Genomic DNA, 15,748 nt, shown 5'->3' with positions numbered 1-15,748 from the left:
CCCTGCTGGATAGCCGCCACGCATGAATCCGATTGTCCGCTGGTTCCACCAACTCGGTTCGCCTCCCACGTTCGACCGCTTCGCTGCCCGCTGGTCGCGGGTGTTCTACCTGGCTGCGGTGCCGGTGCTACTGGTCGGCATGTGGCAGGCGCTGCTGGTGGTGCCGCCGGAAGCCAAGCAGCTGGACAGCTTCCGCATCCTCTACATCCACGTGCCCAGTGCCTGGATGAGCCTGTTCGTGTTCGCGCTGATGGCGCTGTATGCCGCCATCGCCCTGATCTGGCGGATCAAGGTCTGCGAGATCCTGGCCATGGCGTGTGCGCCGATGGGTGCCGGCTTCACCCTGATCACCCTGTTGACCGGCAGCATCTGGGGCAAGGGCACCTGGGGCACCTGGTGGGACTGGGACCCGCGCATGACCAGCGAGCTGGTGCTGCTGTTCCTGTACCTGGGCGTGATTGGCCTGTACCACGCCATCGAGGACCGCCGCAGCGCCGCGCGCGCGGCCGGCCTGCTGGCCATCGTCGGTGTCAGCCTGCTGCCGGTGATCCGCTACTCGGTGGACTGGTGGGGCGGCCTGCACCAGCGCCAGTCGATCAGCGTGTTCGGTGAATCGGCGATCAGCAGCGCGATGATCGCGCCACTGTGGTGGATGGTGATCGGCACCAAGTTCTGGTTCGCCGGCTCGGTGCTGGCCAAGGCCCGCGCCGACAATCTCGACCGCGAGGCCGGCAAGGCCTGGGTCGGTGGCCGCGTCGATGCCGCACGTGCGGCCGGGGAGGCCCGATCATGACCCACCTGCCCTATGTGATCGGCGCCTACGCCGTGTTCGTACTGGTGCTCGGCGCCGATGCCATCGGTTCATGGCTGCGCCTGCGTGTGGCACGCCGGTTGGCGCTGGCCCGTCAGCAGCGGCAGCAGACCCGCGCCGTCAAACAGGATGCTGCAGCGCCGCTGTCGACGGAGCTGGAACGATGACGCCGGTACAACGCCGTCGCCTGGCCTGGGTACTGCTGGCCCTGCTCGCCTCCGGGCTGGCCACCGCGCTGGTGGCGATGGCGCTGGAGCGCAACATCGCCTACCTCTACACACCTTCGGAAGTGCTGCGCGGGGATGTCGATGCGCAGTCGCGCTTCCGCCTGGGCGGCATGGTGGTGAAAGGTTCCTTCAACCGACCGGTCGGCTCGCTGGAAGCACGATTTGAAGTGACCGACGGCGATGCCCAGCTGGCAGTGACCACGTCGCGGATCCTGCCGGACATGTTTGCCGAAGGCACCGCGGTGGTCGCCACTGGTCGCCTGCAGGACGGCACCTTCGTCGCCGACGAGGTGCTGGCCAAGCACGATGAGAAGTACGTGCCGAAGGAAGTGGCCGACAAGATGGGCGACGCCCATCGCAAGCACGACGTGCCGGTAACGGCACCCGAGGTGCGCTGAGTGCTGCCCGAACTGGGTCAGATCCTGCTGTTGTGCGCGTTGCTGGCCTCGCTGCTGCAGGCCAGCCTGCCACTGGTTGGCGCGCATCGCAGCAACACGGCATGGATGGCGGTGGCACGGCCTGCTGCCTTCGCGCAGCTGCTGCTGATCGCCGGCGCGTTCGCGGTGCTCACCGCCGCATTCGTGCAGCAGGACTTCTCAGTGCGCTACGTGGCCGAGAACTCCAATTCGCTGCTGCCGATGATCTACCGCTATTCGGCGGTCTGGGGCGCGCACGAGGGCTCCCTGCTGATGTGGGCGCTGGTGCTGGCACTGTGGACCGGCGCGGTGGCGCTGTTCTCGCGGCACTTGCCGGCACCGGTGCAGGCGCGCGTACTGGCGGTGATGGGCATCGTCAGCGTCGGCTTCCTCGCCTTCCTGATCTTCACCTCCAATCCGTTCCTGCGCCTGAACCCGGCGCCGCTGGAAGGTCGCGACCTCAACCCGCTGCTGCAGGACCCGGGGCTGATCATCCATCCGCCGATGTTGTACATCGGATACGTGGGCTTCGCCGTTCCGTTCGCATTCGCGGTAGCGGCGCTGCTGGAAGGTCGCGTGGATGCGCGCTGGCTGCGCTGGACGCGACCCTGGACCAACGTCGCCTGGGGTTTCCTGACCCTGGGCATCGCGCTGGGCAGCTGGTGGGCCTATTACGAGCTGGGCTGGGGCGGCTGGTGGTTCTGGGACCCGGTGGAGAACGCCAGCTTCATGCCATGGCTGGTCGGTGCGGCACTGATCCACTCGCAGGCCGTCACCGAAAAGCGCGGCACCTTCGGCAGCTGGACGCTGTTGCTGGCGATTGCCGCCTTCGCGCTGTCACTGCTGGGCACCTTCCTGGTGCGCTCCGGCGTGCTGACCAGCGTGCATTCGTTCGCAGCCGATCCCTCGCGCGGCCTGTTCATCCTGGTCTTCCTGTCGGTGCTGGTCGGTGGCAGCCTGCTGCTGTACGCCCTGCGCGCCAGCCAGCTGAGCGTGGACGCCGACGATCCACGCCGAGGCTTCACCGCCACCTCGCGCGAGACCCTGCTGCTGGCCAACAACCTGCTGCTGGCCACGGCCTGCGCGATGGTGCTGCTCGGCACGCTGTATCCGTTGCTGGCCGATGCGCTGTCGCTGGGGAAGATCTCGGTCGGCCCGCCCTACTTCGGCAGCCTGTTCCTGCTGCTGATGGCACCGATGATCCTGCTGCTGCCGTTCGGCCCGCTGGTGAAATGGCAGCGTGACCAGCCCTCGCGCGCCTTCGCGCTGCTGGCACCGTGGCTGGGCCTGGCGCTGCTGCTGGGCGCGCTGGCCTGGTGGCAGGCGCCGCAGAACGGCTGGAAGGCCGGCATCGGCGTGGCCGCTGCGGCCTGGGTCGCACTCGGTACCGCACGCTTCGTCTGGCAGCGACTGCGCGGCAACGGCCGCTTCACCGCCGAAATGCTCGGCATGATCGTTGCCCACGCCGGCATCGCCGTGTTCCTGGCCGGCGCGCTGCTGGTGGAAGCCTTGAACGTGCAGCGCGAAGTGGCGCTGGCCCCGGGCCAGCAGCTGGTGGTCGGTCGCTACGAAGTGCGCTTCGAAGGCGTGGACCATCGCGAAGGCCCCAATTTCATCGCTGACCGCGGTCACCTGCGGGTGTTCCACGACGGCCGCGAACTGGCCCTGCTGCACCCGGAGAAGCGCCAGTACGCCAGCGGCGGCCAGGTGATGACCGAGGCCGGCATCGATGCACGCTTCGACGGCGACGTCTACGTGGCATTGGGCGAGCCGCTGGGCAACAATGCATGGGCGGTCCGGGTGCATATCAAGCCGTTCGTGCGCTGGATCTGGCTGGGCGCGCTGCTGATGGCCCTGGGCGGATTCATCACCGCCGCCGACCGCCGTTTCCGTCGTCCGTAGGAGTTTCCATGTCCGAGTCCCCCGCCCCGCGCACCTCCCGCCCGCTGCCGCCGGTAGCCATCGTGATCGGCGTGCTGTTCTTCTTCGGCCTGCTCGGGCTGATGATCTACGGGGTGATGAAATCAGGTGATCCGCAGCGCGACGTGCTGCCATCGGCGCTGATCGACAAGCCGGCGCCGGCGTTCGCCCTGCCGGTGCTGCACGACCCGGAAATGATCGTGCACAGCGACGACCTGCGCGGCGCGCCGTATCTGTTGAACGTGTGGGGCAGCTGGTGCGCGGCCTGCCGCGAGGAACACCCGGTGCTGACCCGTTTCGCCGAGAGCAAGCGCGTGCGCGTGATCGGCTACAACTGGAAGGACGACCCGACCGATGCCCTGCATTGGCTGGAACAGCTGGGCAACCCGTTCATGGTCGTGCTCAGCGACGTCGAAGGCCGCACCGCGATCGACTGGGGTGTGACCGCGGCACCGGAGACCTTCCTTGTCGACGGCAGCGGCATCGTGCGCTGGAAGTACAGCGGTGCGATGACCCAGCGCGTGGTCGACGAGAAGCTGATTCCGGCGCTGGAAAAGATCGAGAAGGCCCAGGGCAATGCCGGTAGCACGCTGCACACGGCGCCCTGAGCCCATGCGCTGGCTGCTGGCACTGCTGCTTCTGATGCTGCCGCTGGCCGCGGTGGCACAGCAGCCGCTGCACGATCCGCAGCCGCTGCAGTTCCGCGATGGCGCCGAAGAACGCCGCTTTCACGACCTGGCCGCGCAGCTGCGCTGCGTACAGTGCCAGAACCAGTCGCTGGCCGATTCCAACGCGCAGATCGCCCAGGACCTGCGTCGCGAGGTGCTGCAGCTGATGCAGCAGGGCCACGACGACGCGCAGATCAAGCAGTTCCTGGTCGCCCGCTACGGCGAGTTCGTGCTCTACCAGCCACCATTGCAGCCGGGTACCTGGCTGCTGTGGGGCGGTCCCCTGCTGATGCTCGGTGCGGGTGCTCTGGTGGTGCTGGGCATCGTCCGCCGCCGTGGCCGCGCGGTCGCCGCCGTGCCGGCCAGCAAGACCGATGAAGGAGACGGATGGTGAGCCATTGGCTGCCGATGCTGGCTGGACTGGTGGCCGCACTGATGGCGGCGCTGGTGCTGTGGCCACTGCGCCAGCATGGGCGCCGCGGTTTCGTGGTCGGCGCGCTCGCGCTCGGCGTGGCCGGTGCCTGCCTGTATCTGCTGGTCGGTGATCCGCGTGCAGCACAGGTACAACCGACGCCATCGGTAGCCACCCTGCGCGATGGCGTGCAGGCCCTGCAGGATGCACTGAAGCGCGATCCGCAGCGGGCTGATGGCTGGGCGCTGCTGGGCCGATCGCAGGCCGAACTGGGCAATGTCTCGGCCGCGGCAGACGCCTTCGCGAGGGCCGCCGCATTGGCACCGGATGATCCGGGCGTGCTGGTGGAAGCCGCGCAGGCACGTGCGCAGGCCGATGCCGGCAAGCAGTTCGATGACACCGCGATGGCCTGGTTGCAGCAGGCACGTGCACAGGCACCCGATGCCGAGCGCGCCAGCTGGTTGCTGGGCATCGCCCTGCGCCAGCGCGGAAAGAATGCCGAGGCCGCTGACGTGTGGGGCGCCCTGCTGCCACGGCTTGAGCCCGGCGCCGCGCAGGCGCTGCAGGCGCAGATCGCCATCGCCCGCGAGGCCGCCGGCCAGGCGCCCGATGCTGCCGCTGCGGCGCCAGCAGCGCTGCTGCAGGTGCGTGTGCAGCTGCCTGCGCTGAAGAACGCCGTTTGGCCCGCCAGCACCCAGGTGTTCGTGCTGGCCCGTGCCGTCGGCGGCCCGCCGATGCCGGTGGCCGCTCGCAAGCTGCCCCTGGCCGGCCTCCCGGCCACGGTAGGGCTGGGCGACGGAGACAGCCCGATGCCGACCGCACCGCTGTCGGCCCATCGTGAGGTGGAAGTGCTGGCACGCATCTCGCGCACCGGCAGCGCCAACCGCAGCGAGGATGACCTGCAGAGCGTTCCGGTGAAGGTGAGCCTGCCGCATGAGGGCGTGGTGGAGCTGCGGTTCCCTTGACCCGTAGAGCCGAGCCATGCTCGGCTGCGGAATGCTGGGAAACCAACGGCAGCCGAGCATGGGCTCGGCTCTACAGTAGATCCGCGCCATGCGTGAATGTGACGATCCGGTCCGGGTGCATCGCCGATGGAAACCAGCGTGTCGCCAGCTCCACATGCGGCCCCGCTAGCATGCGGCCCCGCTAGAATGCCTGCATGACCGAATTCATCCCGCCCGGCACCCGCTTCCACGCCCTGCCCTCGCCCTTCCCGTTCAAGCGCGGCGGCGCCCTGCACAGCGCGCGCGTGGCCTATGAAACCTGGGGAACACTGGCGGCCGACGCCAGTAACGCGATCCTGATCGTGACCGGCCTGTCGCCGGATGCACACGCGGCAGCCAACGACGCCAACCCGGCAGCGGGCTGGTGGGAAGGGATGGTCGGCCCCGGCAAGCCGATCGATACCGACCGCTGGTTCGTGGTCTGCGTGAACTCGCTGGGCAGCTGCAAGGGTTCGACCGGTCCGGCCTCGCTCAATCCGGCCACGGGTGAACCGTATCGCCTCGACTTCCCCGAGCTGTCGATCGAAGACGGCGCACGCGCCGCGATCGAAGTCGTGCGGGCACTGGGCATCGAGCAGCTGGCCTGTGTGGTCGGCAATTCGATGGGCGGCATGACCGCGCTGGCCGTGCTGATGCTGCAACCGGGCATCGCGCGCAGCCACGTCAACATTTCTGGTAGTGCGCAGGCGCTGCCGTTCTCGATCGCGATCCGTTCACTGCAGCGCGAGGCGATCCGTCTTGATCCGCGCTGGAATGGTGGCCACTACGACGATGCCGAATACCCCGAGTCCGGCATGCGCATGGCGCGCAAGCTGGGCGTGATCACTTACCGCTCCGCACTGGAATGGGATGGCCGCTTCGGCCGCGTGCGGCTGGATTCGGACCAGGCCGACGACGATCCGTTCGGCCTCGAATTCCAGGTGGAAAGCTATCTGGAAGGCCACGCACGGCGTTTCGTGCGCTTCTTCGATCCGAACTGCTACCTGTACCTGAGCCGTTCGATGGACTGGTTCGATCTGGCCGAGTACGCCGATGGCGATGTGCTGGCCGGCCTGGCGAAGATCCGGGTGGAAAAGGCGCTGGCGATCGGCGCCAACACCGACATCCTGTTCCCGGTGCAGCAGCAGCAACAGGTCGCCGATGGCCTGCGCGCCGGCGGCGCCGATGCCCGCTTCATCGGCCTGGAATCGCCACAGGGCCACGACGCCTTCCTCGTCGATTTCGAGCGTTTCGGTCCGGCCGTGCGCGGCTTCCTCGACGCACTGTAAGTGGCGTGGCGGCGTAATCTCGCGCTGGCCGCATTCGGCGCGCTGGCCGCCTTGATGATCAGCGGTGTGCTGCCGCTGTGGCTGGGTGGCTGGTGCCTGCTGGGCAGCGCGGTGTCGTTCGGGCTGTATGGCCACGACAAGCGCGCGGCACAGCGAAAGCAATGGCGTATTCCCGAGCGTACATTGCAGTTGCTGGCCTTTGCCGGCGGTTGGCCCGGCGCGCTGCTGGGCCAGGCGATGTTCCGCCACAAGCACCGCAAGGCCGCGTTCCAGTGGGTGTTCTGGCTGTGCGTGCTGGCCAACGTGGCCTCGATCGCGGTGATGCTGCGCGAGTTTTCCCATTGACCGGCTCGGCTGACTTGCTTCCGAAGCCGAGCATGGGCTCGGCTCTACAGTAGATCCACGCCATGCGTGGATGTGCCGACCAAGGTCGGCATCTACCGAAGCACTTCGCGCACCAACACCCCATCACGCAACCGGTACTGCGCATCGACCACGCCTTCGGGCAGGTCGTCGTGGGTGATGATCAGCAGGCTGCGTCCGTCCAGCAACCCGGAAAGGTCCTGCAGCAACGCACGTGCGGTGTCCACGTCCAGGCCTTCGGTCGGTTCGTCCAGCAGCAGGATCGGCGCATTACGCAGCAGTGCGCGCGCCAGCGCCAGACGTCGTGCCTGGCCGGCCGACATCGTCGCGCCGTTCTCGCCCACCCAGGTCTGCAGGCCACCGTTGCGCTCGGCCCATTCGCCCAGGCGCACGCGACGCAACACCGCCCACAACGCTGCGTCACTGGCGTCGGAATCACCCAATCGCAGGTTCTCGGCCACGCTGCCGGCAAACACCGGCGCGTTCTGCGGCAGCCACGCCAGTTGCCGGTGCCAGTCGGCCTGGGCGAAATCACGCAGATCGCGGCCACCGTAGGTCAGCCGTCCCTGCTGCGGATCCCACAGCCGCAGCAGCAGGCTCGACAGCGTGGTCTTGCCACTGCCGCTGTCACCGCGAATCGCGATGCGCTCGCCCGGCGCCAGGGTCAGCTGCAGGCCGCACAACACCGGCCGCGCAGCACCCGGCCACTGGAAATGCACGTCATCCCAATGCACGCGCGCGGACTGTGGCACCGCCTGCGGTGCCAGCGGATCGTCCACCGTCGGCGGTTGCTCGACGATGGCCTGCAGGCGACCGGCGGCGATGCGCCCGGACTGCAGCGACTGCCAGGCCAGGCCCATGCCCGCCCACAGCTCGATCAGCGCCACAGTGAGGAACACCAGCCCCGCCGCCATTTCCGGCGCGATGCGCTGCTGTTCGGCCGCATGCAGGGCCAATGCCAGCATCGCCACCAGGCCCATCCCGGCCACCAGGCCATGCAGGGTCGAGGCCGCGATCAGGCGCCAGCGCCGACGACGATCCCGCGAAGCCAGCTGCTTGGCGGCCACGCGTACCTTCAGCTGCCACGCCGCATCGGCGTGCAGCGCAGCCAGATCACCCGCGCCTTCCAGTCCTTCGAAGGCCACGGTACGCAGGGCAGCGCGATGCGCGGCGCGGTCGGCCTCCTCATCGTCACGACCACGCACGCCCAGCCACGGCACACCGAAGGCGATCAGCAGCGCCAGCACCGCCAGCAGTACCGCTGCCGAGGGCAGGATCAGCGCTGCCGAGGCGACCGCCACCAGTGACAGCGCGCCCAGCGCCACCAGCGGCCCGATCGCACGCACCAGCAGCCCATCCACTTCGCCGATGTCCCCCAGCAGGCGCGCCAGCAGCTCGCCGGTGCGCGTAGCACCCAGCCGTGCCGGCGCCAGCGGCAGCGCGCGGCGGAAGAACCACACACGCAGGTCGCGGGCGATGCGCAAGGTAGCGTCGTGGCCGACCAGCTTTTCGAAGTAGCGCGACAAGATGCGCGCCATGGTCAGGCCACGGATGCCGGCCGAGGGCGAGAAGAAATTGAAGCCTTGGCCGAGGCCCGCAGCACCTGCCAGCGCGGCCGCAGTAAGGAAACCACCGGACAGGCCCAGCAGGGCGGTGCCGGCCAGCATCGTGATCCACAGCAGCAGCACGGTCAGCAGCAGGCGCGGACGATGGCGCAGAAACACCGCGCGCAGCGAATCAGGCGAACGACTCATGCGCGCACCGCCTGTGCCGGTTCCACCAGCCGGCCTTCCGGCAACAGCAGGCAACGGTCGGCCCAGGCGATCACCGCCGGGCTGTGGGTGGCAACCACTACGCTGCGTCCACGTGCATAGGCTGCCAGGCTGCGCAGCAGCGCCGCTTCGGTATCGGCATCGAGGAACGCGGTGGGTTCGTCCAGCAGCAGCACCTGCGGGTCGCGCAGCAACAGGCGGGCCAGGCCGATACGGCGCGCTTCGCCACCGGACAGGCCAAAGCCGCGTTCGCCGATCACCGTATCCAGGCCCTGCGGCAGGCGCTGCGCGAACTGCAGCACCTGCGAGGCCTCGGCCACCGCGCGCAGGCGCGCATCGCTGGCACCGGGATCGGCCAGGCGCAGGTTGTCGGCGATGCTGCCATGGAACAGGTACGGTCGCTGGCTCGCATAGGCCACCTGCACGCCGGGCCGCAACTGCAGCTTGCCGGCACGCGGCGGCAACCAACCGGCCAGTGCTTCCAGCAGCGTGCTTTTGCCGGATCCGCTGGGACCGACCAGGGCCAGCCGCTGGCCCGGTTCCAGCAGTACATCCAGATCCTGCAGCACATCGTGGGGGGCGCCCAATGGGCGCAGTACCAGCCCCTGCGCCCGCAACGGCGGCAACGCGGCCTCGGCCGGCTCCACCGCCAGCGGTGCAACCTCGTTCTCGATCAGGCCCTGCTCGTCCGGCAACGACTGCAGCAGACGCTCAACCTCGGCCGCCGCTGCCAGTGCGTTGGCGCGGTCATGGTAGTGCGCAGCCAAACGCCGCAGCGGCGCATAGAACTCCGGCGCCAGCAGCAGGCAGAACAGGCCCGCGCCCAGGGTCGGCACCGTCGAGTGCAGCGACATCATGCCCAGGTAGCTCAAGCCCAGGTACAGCGCGACCATCGCCACGCTCACCGAGGCGAAGAACTCCAGCACCGTGGACGACAGGAAGGCGATGCGCAGCACCTTCAGGGTGCGCACGCGTACGCCTTCTGCAGCCGCCTCGATACCTTCCAGTTCGGCCTCGCCACGGCCATACAGGCGTAGCAGGCCCAGGCCCTTGATGCGGTCGGCGAAGTGGCCGCTCATCCGCGCCAGCTCGCCCAGTTGCGCACGGCCGGCGGCTTCGGCGCCCCAGCCCACCAGCATCATGAAGAACGGCACCAGCGGTGCGGTGAACAGCAGGATCAACGCCACCACCCAGTCCACCCAGGCTACCGCGGCCAGGATCAGCAGGGGCACCACCACCACTTCGGTGCGCACCGGCAGGAAGCCGCTGTAGTAGCTTTCAATCGCGTCGCCGTGATGCAGCATCAGCTCGCCCAGCTCGCCGGTGCGGCGCTGGCGCAGCCACAGCGGCCCATGGCCGAGCAGACGCGCGAACACACGCTCGCGCAACGCCAATCGCGCGGCATCGGCCACATCACCGGCAGCCGCCTGGCTGGTACTGCCCAGCAGCGTGCGCAGCACCAGGATCACGGCCAGTCCAGCGAGCACCGGCAGACCCGACGCCAGCGGTGCGCGCTCCACCAGCACCGTCTGCACCAACCAGGCAATGGCCGCAGCCTGCCCGACCAGCAACCCGCCGGACAGGCTGATGCACACCGCCGCCAGCCGCTGGCGGCCCCGGGCGGACCGTGCCAGATCGGCCAGCCAGGCCGTGCGTACACGCCGCTGGCGGGCGGTTTCAGCTTCCGGGGAAAGGCCGTCAGGGGTCGTTTCGGCAGCGCTCAAGGGGTCTTCACGGGCAACGGGGGAGACACGGCATTGTAGGCGCAGGCAATAGCCCGCCCCTGCGGCCGGCGGTCGCAGTCTTCATCAGGTTGGCATACGATCAACCGGGACACCTGTTCATACATTGATCTGGATCAAGGCTGTTTGAAGTAGTCGGTCACATCATTCACGTCGTAGACCACCCTTCCCGCCACCTGCAACGGCACTATCCAACGAGGTAGCCAGGCCATGATTGATCAGACAGTCGTAGAACTGTCGCGGCTGCAATTCGCTCTGACCGCGATGTACCACTTCCTATTCGTCCCGCTCACGCTTGGCCTGTCGTTCATGGTGGCCATCATGGAGAGCGTGTATGTGATGACCGGCAAGGAGATCTGGCGCAGGATGACCCTGTTCTGGGGCGTCCTGTTCGGCATCAACTTCGCCATGGGCGTTGCCACCGGCATCGTCATGGAATTCCAGTTCGGCATGAACTGGTCCTACTACAGCCACTACGTGGGTGACATCTTCGGTGCGCCGCTGGCGATCGAAGGCCTGATGGCGTTCTTCCTGGAAGCCACCTTCGTCGGCCTGTTCTTCTTCGGCTGGAACCGCCTGAGCAAGGTCAAGCACCTGATGGTGACCTGGCTGATGGCGCTGGGCACCAATCTGTCGGCGATCTGGATCCTGATCGCCAACGGCTGGATGCAGAACCCGACCGGCGCGGTGTTCAATCCGGAAACCATGCGCATGGAAGTCGTCGACTTCATGGCCGTGGTGTTCAACCCGGTGGCGCAGGCCAAGTTCGTGCACACCGTCAGCGCCGGTTACGTGACTGGTGCGGTGTTCGTGATGGCGATCAGCGCCCTGTTCCTGCTGCGCAACAAGCACAAGGACCTGGCCCGTCGTTCGTTCGCCGTGGCCGCAGCCTTCGGCCTGCTGTCGTCGCTGTCGGTGGTGGTGCTGGGTGACGAGAGCGGTTACGCCGCCAGCGAACACCAGAAGATGAAGCTGGCCGCGATCGAAGCGATGTGGGAGACCGAGCGTGCACCGGCCGACTTCACCGCCTTCGGCATCCCGAACCAGGAAACCCACCAGAACGACTACGCGGTGAAGATCCCGTACCTGATGGGCCTGATCGCCACCCGTTCGTTGAACCAGCCGATTCCGGGCATCCTGGAACTGGTCGAGCGCGCCGAACACCGCGTGCGCGGCGGCCAGCTGGCCTACGGTGCGCTGGAACGCCTGCGCGCGAACAAGAACGACGTTGAAGCGCGCGAGATGTTCGACCGCCATTGGCAGGACCTGGGCCATGGCCTGCTGCTCAAGCGATACCGCGATGACATCCTCAACGCCACCCCGCAGGAAATCTCGCAGGCGGCGATGGACACCGTGCCGCGGGTGATGCCGCTGTTCTGGACCTTCCGCGTGATGGCCGGCTTGGGCTTCTACCTGATCGCCTTCTTCGCGCTGGCCTTCTACTACTCCTGCCGCAACAACTTCCAGGACAAGCGCTGGTTCCTGCGCCTGGCCCTGTGGACGCTGCCGGCACCGTGGATCGCAATCGAATGTGGCTGGTTCGTGGCCGAATACGGTCGCCAGCCGTGGGCGGTCGACGGCGTGCTGCCGACCTTCTATGCAGCATCGGGCCTGGCCCTGCATGAAATCGTGCTGACCCTGGCCGGCTTCACCGCGATCTACACCGCGCTGATCGTGGTCGAGATCAAGCTGATGCTCAAGGCGATCCGCAAGGGTCCGGACGAGGTGCTGCCGTCGCTGCAGTCGCCCCAGCCGCATGCTTCCCACAATGCCTCGGCGCCGGCCGCCGGCCAGGCCTGAGGCAGGAGAACCAAGATGGATTTCATTCTTCTGGACTACACCACGCTGCGCGTGATCTGGTGGTTGCTGCTCGGCATCCTGCTGATCGGTTTCGCCGTGATGGATGGTTTCGACCTGGGCGTGGGCACCCTGCTGCCCTTCGTCGCCCGCAACGATGCCGAGCGCCGGCTGGTGATCAACACCATCGGCCCGGTCTGGGAAGGCAACCAGGTGTGGCTGGTGCTCGGTGGCGGTGCGATCTTCGCCGCCTGGCCACCGCTGTATGCGGTCAGCTTCTCCGGGTTCTATCTGGCGATGTTCGTGATCCTGTTCGCCCTGATCCTGCGTCCGGTCGGGTTCAAGTTCCGCAGCAAGATGCCCAGCGAGCGCTGGCGCAACACCTGGGACTGGGCGCTGTTCATCGGCGGCTTCATCCCGGCGCTGATCATGGGCGTGGCAGTGGGCAACGTGGTGTTGGGCGTGCCGTTCCACTTCGATGACAGCATGCGCATCTTCTACACCGGCTCGTTCTTCGGCCTGCTGATGCCCTTCGCGCTTCTGGCCGGCCTGCTCAGCGTGTCGATGCTGGTCGCCCACGGTGCCGCCATGCTGGTGCTGAAGACCGATGGCCCGGTGGCCGAGCGTGCGGCCCGCTTCGGCAGCATCGCCGCGATCATCGCCTTCGTGCTGTTCGCCGTCGGTGGCGCCTGGGTGGCCTTCGGCCTGCCGGGTTACCAGATCACCTCGCAGGTGGTCACCGATGGCGCCACCAATCCGCTGCTGAAGACCGCCGAACTGGGCGCCGCCGGTGGCTGGATGCGCAACTACAGCACGATGCCGGCCACGATCCTGGCCCCGCTGCTCGGCCTGGCCGGCCTGCTGGCCAGTGCGGTGCTGCTGCGTGCCCGTCGCGGCGGCCTGGCCTTCATCGCCTCCGGTGCGGCCATCGCCGGCATCATCCTGACCGTCGGCTTCGCCATCTTCCCGTTCCTGCTGCCGTCCTCGAGCCAGCCCACCTCCAGCCTGACCGTGTGGGATGCCTCGTCCAGCCACCTGACCCTGTGGATCATGCTGCTGGCCACGGCGGTGTTCCTGCCGATCATCATCGGTTACACCACCTGGGTGTACCGCGTGCTGAAGGGCAAGACCACCACCGATGAGATGGGCAACAACCCGAACGCTTACTGATTGCCGGTGTGCCGGCCCACGGTCGGCACACCCTTGAACAAAGGAGATTGACCATGTGGTATTTCGCCTGGATTCTCGGCGCCGGCCTCGCCTCGACGGTGGCCATCCTCAACGGCATGTGGTTCGAAGCCCGCGAGCAGAACCGCATCGAGAAAGAAAATCGTCGCTGAGCTGTAAAAAAACCTTGCCGCCTGGGCCTTCACACGGTATCTTAGGCGGCTCCTTCGGGGTGTAGCTCAGTCTGGTAGAGCGCTACGTTCGGGACGTAGAGGTCGCAGGTTCGAATCCTGTCTCCCCGACCACTCACGTGGTCGCATTGAAGCCTGGTGAAGTCGTCCAGGCTTTTTTGTTCCCTGAAGTGGCACTGCTTCGGCAGCGTGAAGAAAACAGCATTCACCCCTTGCCGCCATCGGGGTGAATCGCTAGAATAGGCGGCTCCCTTCGGGGTGTAGCTCAGTCTGGTAGAGCGCTACGTTCGGGACGTAGAGGTCGCAGGTTCGAATCCTGTCTCCCCGACCACTTCGGTGGTCACCAAGAAGCCTGGAAGACGACAGTCCTCCGGGTTTTTTTGTATCCGGCGCCCGGCACGCCCGCATGACAGGACCTTGCCGGACCGCACACGTACAATGGGCCGCGCTGCCGGCCTGCACGCAGCCACTCCCCCACCTGCCGCTTCGGCGTAGACCGATGCCGGCGCTGCATGCCGTTGCTGCGGCATGCGACACCTGCAAGGACCACCGATGAGTTCCTCCACTTCCGATTCGCCGTCGCTGCTGCACGGACGCGTGCTGGCGTTCGCCGCCATCCTGCTTGCGGCGATCAACCTGCGTACCGCAGTCACCTCGATCACCCCGCTACTCGACGTACTGGGCCAGCAGTTCGGCTTCGGCACCACCATGACGGGCGTGCTGGGCATGCTGCCGACCGCCTCGTTCGCACTGTTCGGCGTGGCCACGCCGGCGCTGGCGCGGCGCCTTGGCCTGGAACGCACCACCCTGCTGGCGATGGTGATGGCGATGGCCGGCCTGCTGCTGCGCTCCAGCGCCGGCAACGTCGGCACGCTGCTGCTCGGTTCGGTGGTGGCACTTGCCGGCATGGGCATCGGCAACGTGGTGGTGCCGCCGCTGGTGAAGCGTTACTTCGCCAACAAGGTCGGCACCATGAGCACGCTGTACATCAGCGTGCTGCAGCTGGGCACGATGCTGCCGGCCCTGCTTGCGGTGCCGGTGGCCAACGCTGCAGGCTGGCGCGTGTCGCTGGGCATGTGGGCGCTGCTGGCGCTGGCCGCTGCGCTTCCCTGGCTGCTGCTGGCCAGGCGTGCGCCGAAGCCGCAGGCGGATGCCAGCGATCCCACTGCGCAGCCGCACGGCAAGGTCTGGCGCACGTCGCTGGGCTGGAGCATGACGCTGATGTTCGGCATGACCTCGCTGATGACCTATTCGATGTTCACCTGGCTGCCGCGCATCGTGGTCGAGGCCGGTGGCACACCCGCGTTCGGCGGTGTGATGGTGGCCGTGTTCTCGGCCTTGGGCCTGCTGCCGTCGCTGGTCATTCCGTCGATGGCGGTGCGCCTGCAAAACCCGTTCCCGCTGGTGCTGATCGGCTTCTTCTCGTTCGTGATCGCCTTCACCGGCCTGCTGCTCGCCCCCATGAAGGCGCCGCTGTTGTGGGCCTGCCTGCTCGGCGTCGGTCCGTCCACCTTCCCGCTGGCGCTGACCCTGATCAACCTGCGCACCCGCACCCCCACCGGCTCGGCGGCGCTGTCCGGGTTCATGCAGGGCGTGGGCTACAGCTTCAGCTGCCTGGGCCCGTTCCTGGTCGGCTGGCTGCACACGGTCAGCGACGGCTGGACCCTCCCGTTCAGCTTCCTGTTCGGCTGCGCCACCCTGATGCTGTGCGCCTCGTGGGTGGCCTGCAAGCCGCGGAAACTGGAAGATCTCTGGTAACCGGCCGGGGCCACCAGACCGCCCCGCCTACCGCTCGTCAGCCACCCTGGGAATTTTGACGCCGGACTGACAATTCCGGGCGGATAGTGCCGGTGAATGCTCATCCTTGCCGCGTGACGGCATCGGGCATGGGGGCGGCATCGCCGCCCAGGCCACCACTCGGTGTGCGGGGGACTCTCGTTTCAGACAAGACATTGCAGGTCGCTGTCCGGGTTGTATCCGTCCTGATGGG

Annotated in this window: 15 protein-coding genes and 2 tRNA genes; 15 read left to right on the top strand and 2 right to left on the bottom strand. The window is 67.4% G+C overall.

Annotation, left to right across the window (positions count from 1 at the left end; genetic code table 11):
* The first annotated feature begins 22 nt into the window (after nt 1–22).
* The 9 genes from ccmC (at nt 23) to N5J73_RS07795 (ending at nt 7,071) form a co-directional block, all read left to right on the top strand.
* Nucleotides 23–793, top strand: coding sequence for a heme ABC transporter permease CcmC (ccmC, locus tag N5J73_RS07835; protein WP_049447363.1), 771 nt, complete (start codon nt 23–25; stop codon nt 791–793).
* Nucleotides 790–978 carry a heme exporter protein CcmD gene (locus N5J73_RS07830; protein WP_032129786.1) on the top strand — a complete coding sequence of 63 codons (189 nt, stop codon included), beginning with the start codon at nt 790–792 and terminating at the stop codon, nt 976–978. Before ccmC ends, N5J73_RS07830 begins: the two co-directional genes overlap by 4 nt.
* On the top strand, nt 975–1,436 hold the full coding sequence (gene ccmE / locus N5J73_RS07825) for a cytochrome c maturation protein CcmE (RefSeq protein ID WP_049447362.1): 462 nt from the start codon (nt 975–977) through the stop codon (nt 1,434–1,436). Before N5J73_RS07830 ends, ccmE begins: the two co-directional genes overlap by 4 nt.
* A complete protein-coding gene (locus N5J73_RS07820) occupies nt 1,437–3,356 on the top strand; it encodes a heme lyase CcmF/NrfE family subunit (RefSeq protein WP_049447361.1) in 1,920 nt (639 codons plus the stop codon). It begins immediately after the preceding gene.
* A gap of 8 nt (nt 3,357–3,364) precedes the next feature.
* Complete coding sequence (locus N5J73_RS07815; protein WP_049447360.1) at nt 3,365–3,982, top strand: DsbE family thiol:disulfide interchange protein; 618 nt, start codon at nt 3,365–3,367, stop codon at nt 3,980–3,982.
* A 4-nt stretch (nt 3,983–3,986) separates the two neighbouring features.
* Nucleotides 3,987–4,436, top strand: coding sequence for a cytochrome c-type biogenesis protein (locus tag N5J73_RS07810; protein WP_049447359.1), 450 nt, complete (start codon nt 3,987–3,989; stop codon nt 4,434–4,436).
* Entirely contained in the window at nt 4,430–5,419 is a 990-nt protein-coding gene (locus N5J73_RS07805) for a cytochrome c biogenesis protein (RefSeq protein WP_049447358.1), read from the top strand. Before N5J73_RS07810 ends, N5J73_RS07805 begins: the two co-directional genes overlap by 7 nt.
* 194 nt (nt 5,420–5,613) lie before the next feature.
* Complete coding sequence (locus N5J73_RS07800; RefSeq protein ID WP_049447357.1) at nt 5,614–6,726, top strand: homoserine O-acetyltransferase; 1,113 nt, start codon at nt 5,614–5,616, stop codon at nt 6,724–6,726.
* Complete coding sequence (locus N5J73_RS07795) at nt 6,727–7,071, top strand: DUF1294 domain-containing protein (protein ID WP_049447356.1); 345 nt, start codon at nt 6,727–6,729, stop codon at nt 7,069–7,071.
* A gap of 92 nt (nt 7,072–7,163) precedes the next feature.
* Here N5J73_RS07795 and cydC read toward each other — a convergent pair whose 3' ends face one another.
* Together cydC and cydD are read right to left on the bottom strand one after the other, a co-directional pair.
* Entirely contained in the window at nt 7,164–8,843 is a 1,680-nt protein-coding gene (gene cydC / locus N5J73_RS07790; protein ID WP_049447355.1) for a thiol reductant ABC exporter subunit CydC, read from the bottom strand.
* The gene (gene cydD / locus N5J73_RS07785; protein WP_049451466.1) at nt 8,840–10,585 is read right to left on the bottom strand and encodes a thiol reductant ABC exporter subunit CydD; all 1,746 of its coding nucleotides are present in this window, start codon (nt 10,583–10,585) and stop codon (nt 8,840–8,842) included. Before cydD ends, cydC begins: the two co-directional genes overlap by 4 nt.
* A 228-nt stretch (nt 10,586–10,813) precedes the next feature.
* Here cydD and N5J73_RS07780 point away from each other — a divergent pair, with 228 nt between their 5' ends.
* From N5J73_RS07780 to N5J73_RS07755, 6 genes are all read left to right on the top strand, one after another.
* Complete coding sequence (locus N5J73_RS07780) at nt 10,814–12,403, top strand: cytochrome ubiquinol oxidase subunit I (protein ID WP_049443555.1); 1,590 nt, start codon at nt 10,814–10,816, stop codon at nt 12,401–12,403.
* 15 nt (nt 12,404–12,418) lie between these two features.
* Nucleotides 12,419–13,570 carry a cytochrome d ubiquinol oxidase subunit II gene (gene cydB / locus N5J73_RS07775; protein WP_049443553.1) on the top strand — a complete coding sequence of 384 codons (1,152 nt, stop codon included), beginning with the start codon at nt 12,419–12,421 and terminating at the stop codon, nt 13,568–13,570.
* Nucleotides 13,571–13,623: 53 nt separating this feature from the next.
* Nucleotides 13,624–13,740, top strand: coding sequence for a cytochrome bd-I oxidase subunit CydX (gene cydX, locus N5J73_RS07770; protein WP_005410354.1), 117 nt, complete (start codon nt 13,624–13,626; stop codon nt 13,738–13,740).
* A gap of 55 nt (nt 13,741–13,795) precedes the next feature.
* A tRNA-Pro gene (locus tag N5J73_RS07765) sits at nt 13,796–13,872 on the top strand.
* Nucleotides 13,873–14,012: 140 nt separating this feature from the next.
* Nucleotides 14,013–14,089 (top strand) — tRNA-Pro (locus N5J73_RS07760).
* Nucleotides 14,090–14,310: 221 nt separating this feature from the next.
* Entirely contained in the window at nt 14,311–15,516 is a 1,206-nt protein-coding gene (locus N5J73_RS07755) for an MFS transporter (protein WP_049445724.1), read from the top strand.
* The last annotated feature ends 232 nt before the right edge of the window (nt 15,517–15,748 follow it).

This window comes from Stenotrophomonas sp. GD03654 (genome assembly GCF_029845105.1).
Lineage (GTDB): Bacteria > Pseudomonadota > Gammaproteobacteria > Xanthomonadales > Xanthomonadaceae > Stenotrophomonas > Stenotrophomonas africana.
Note: the sequence above shows the minus strand (reverse complement) of the source record. Positions and strands in the feature narration are given on the sequence as shown.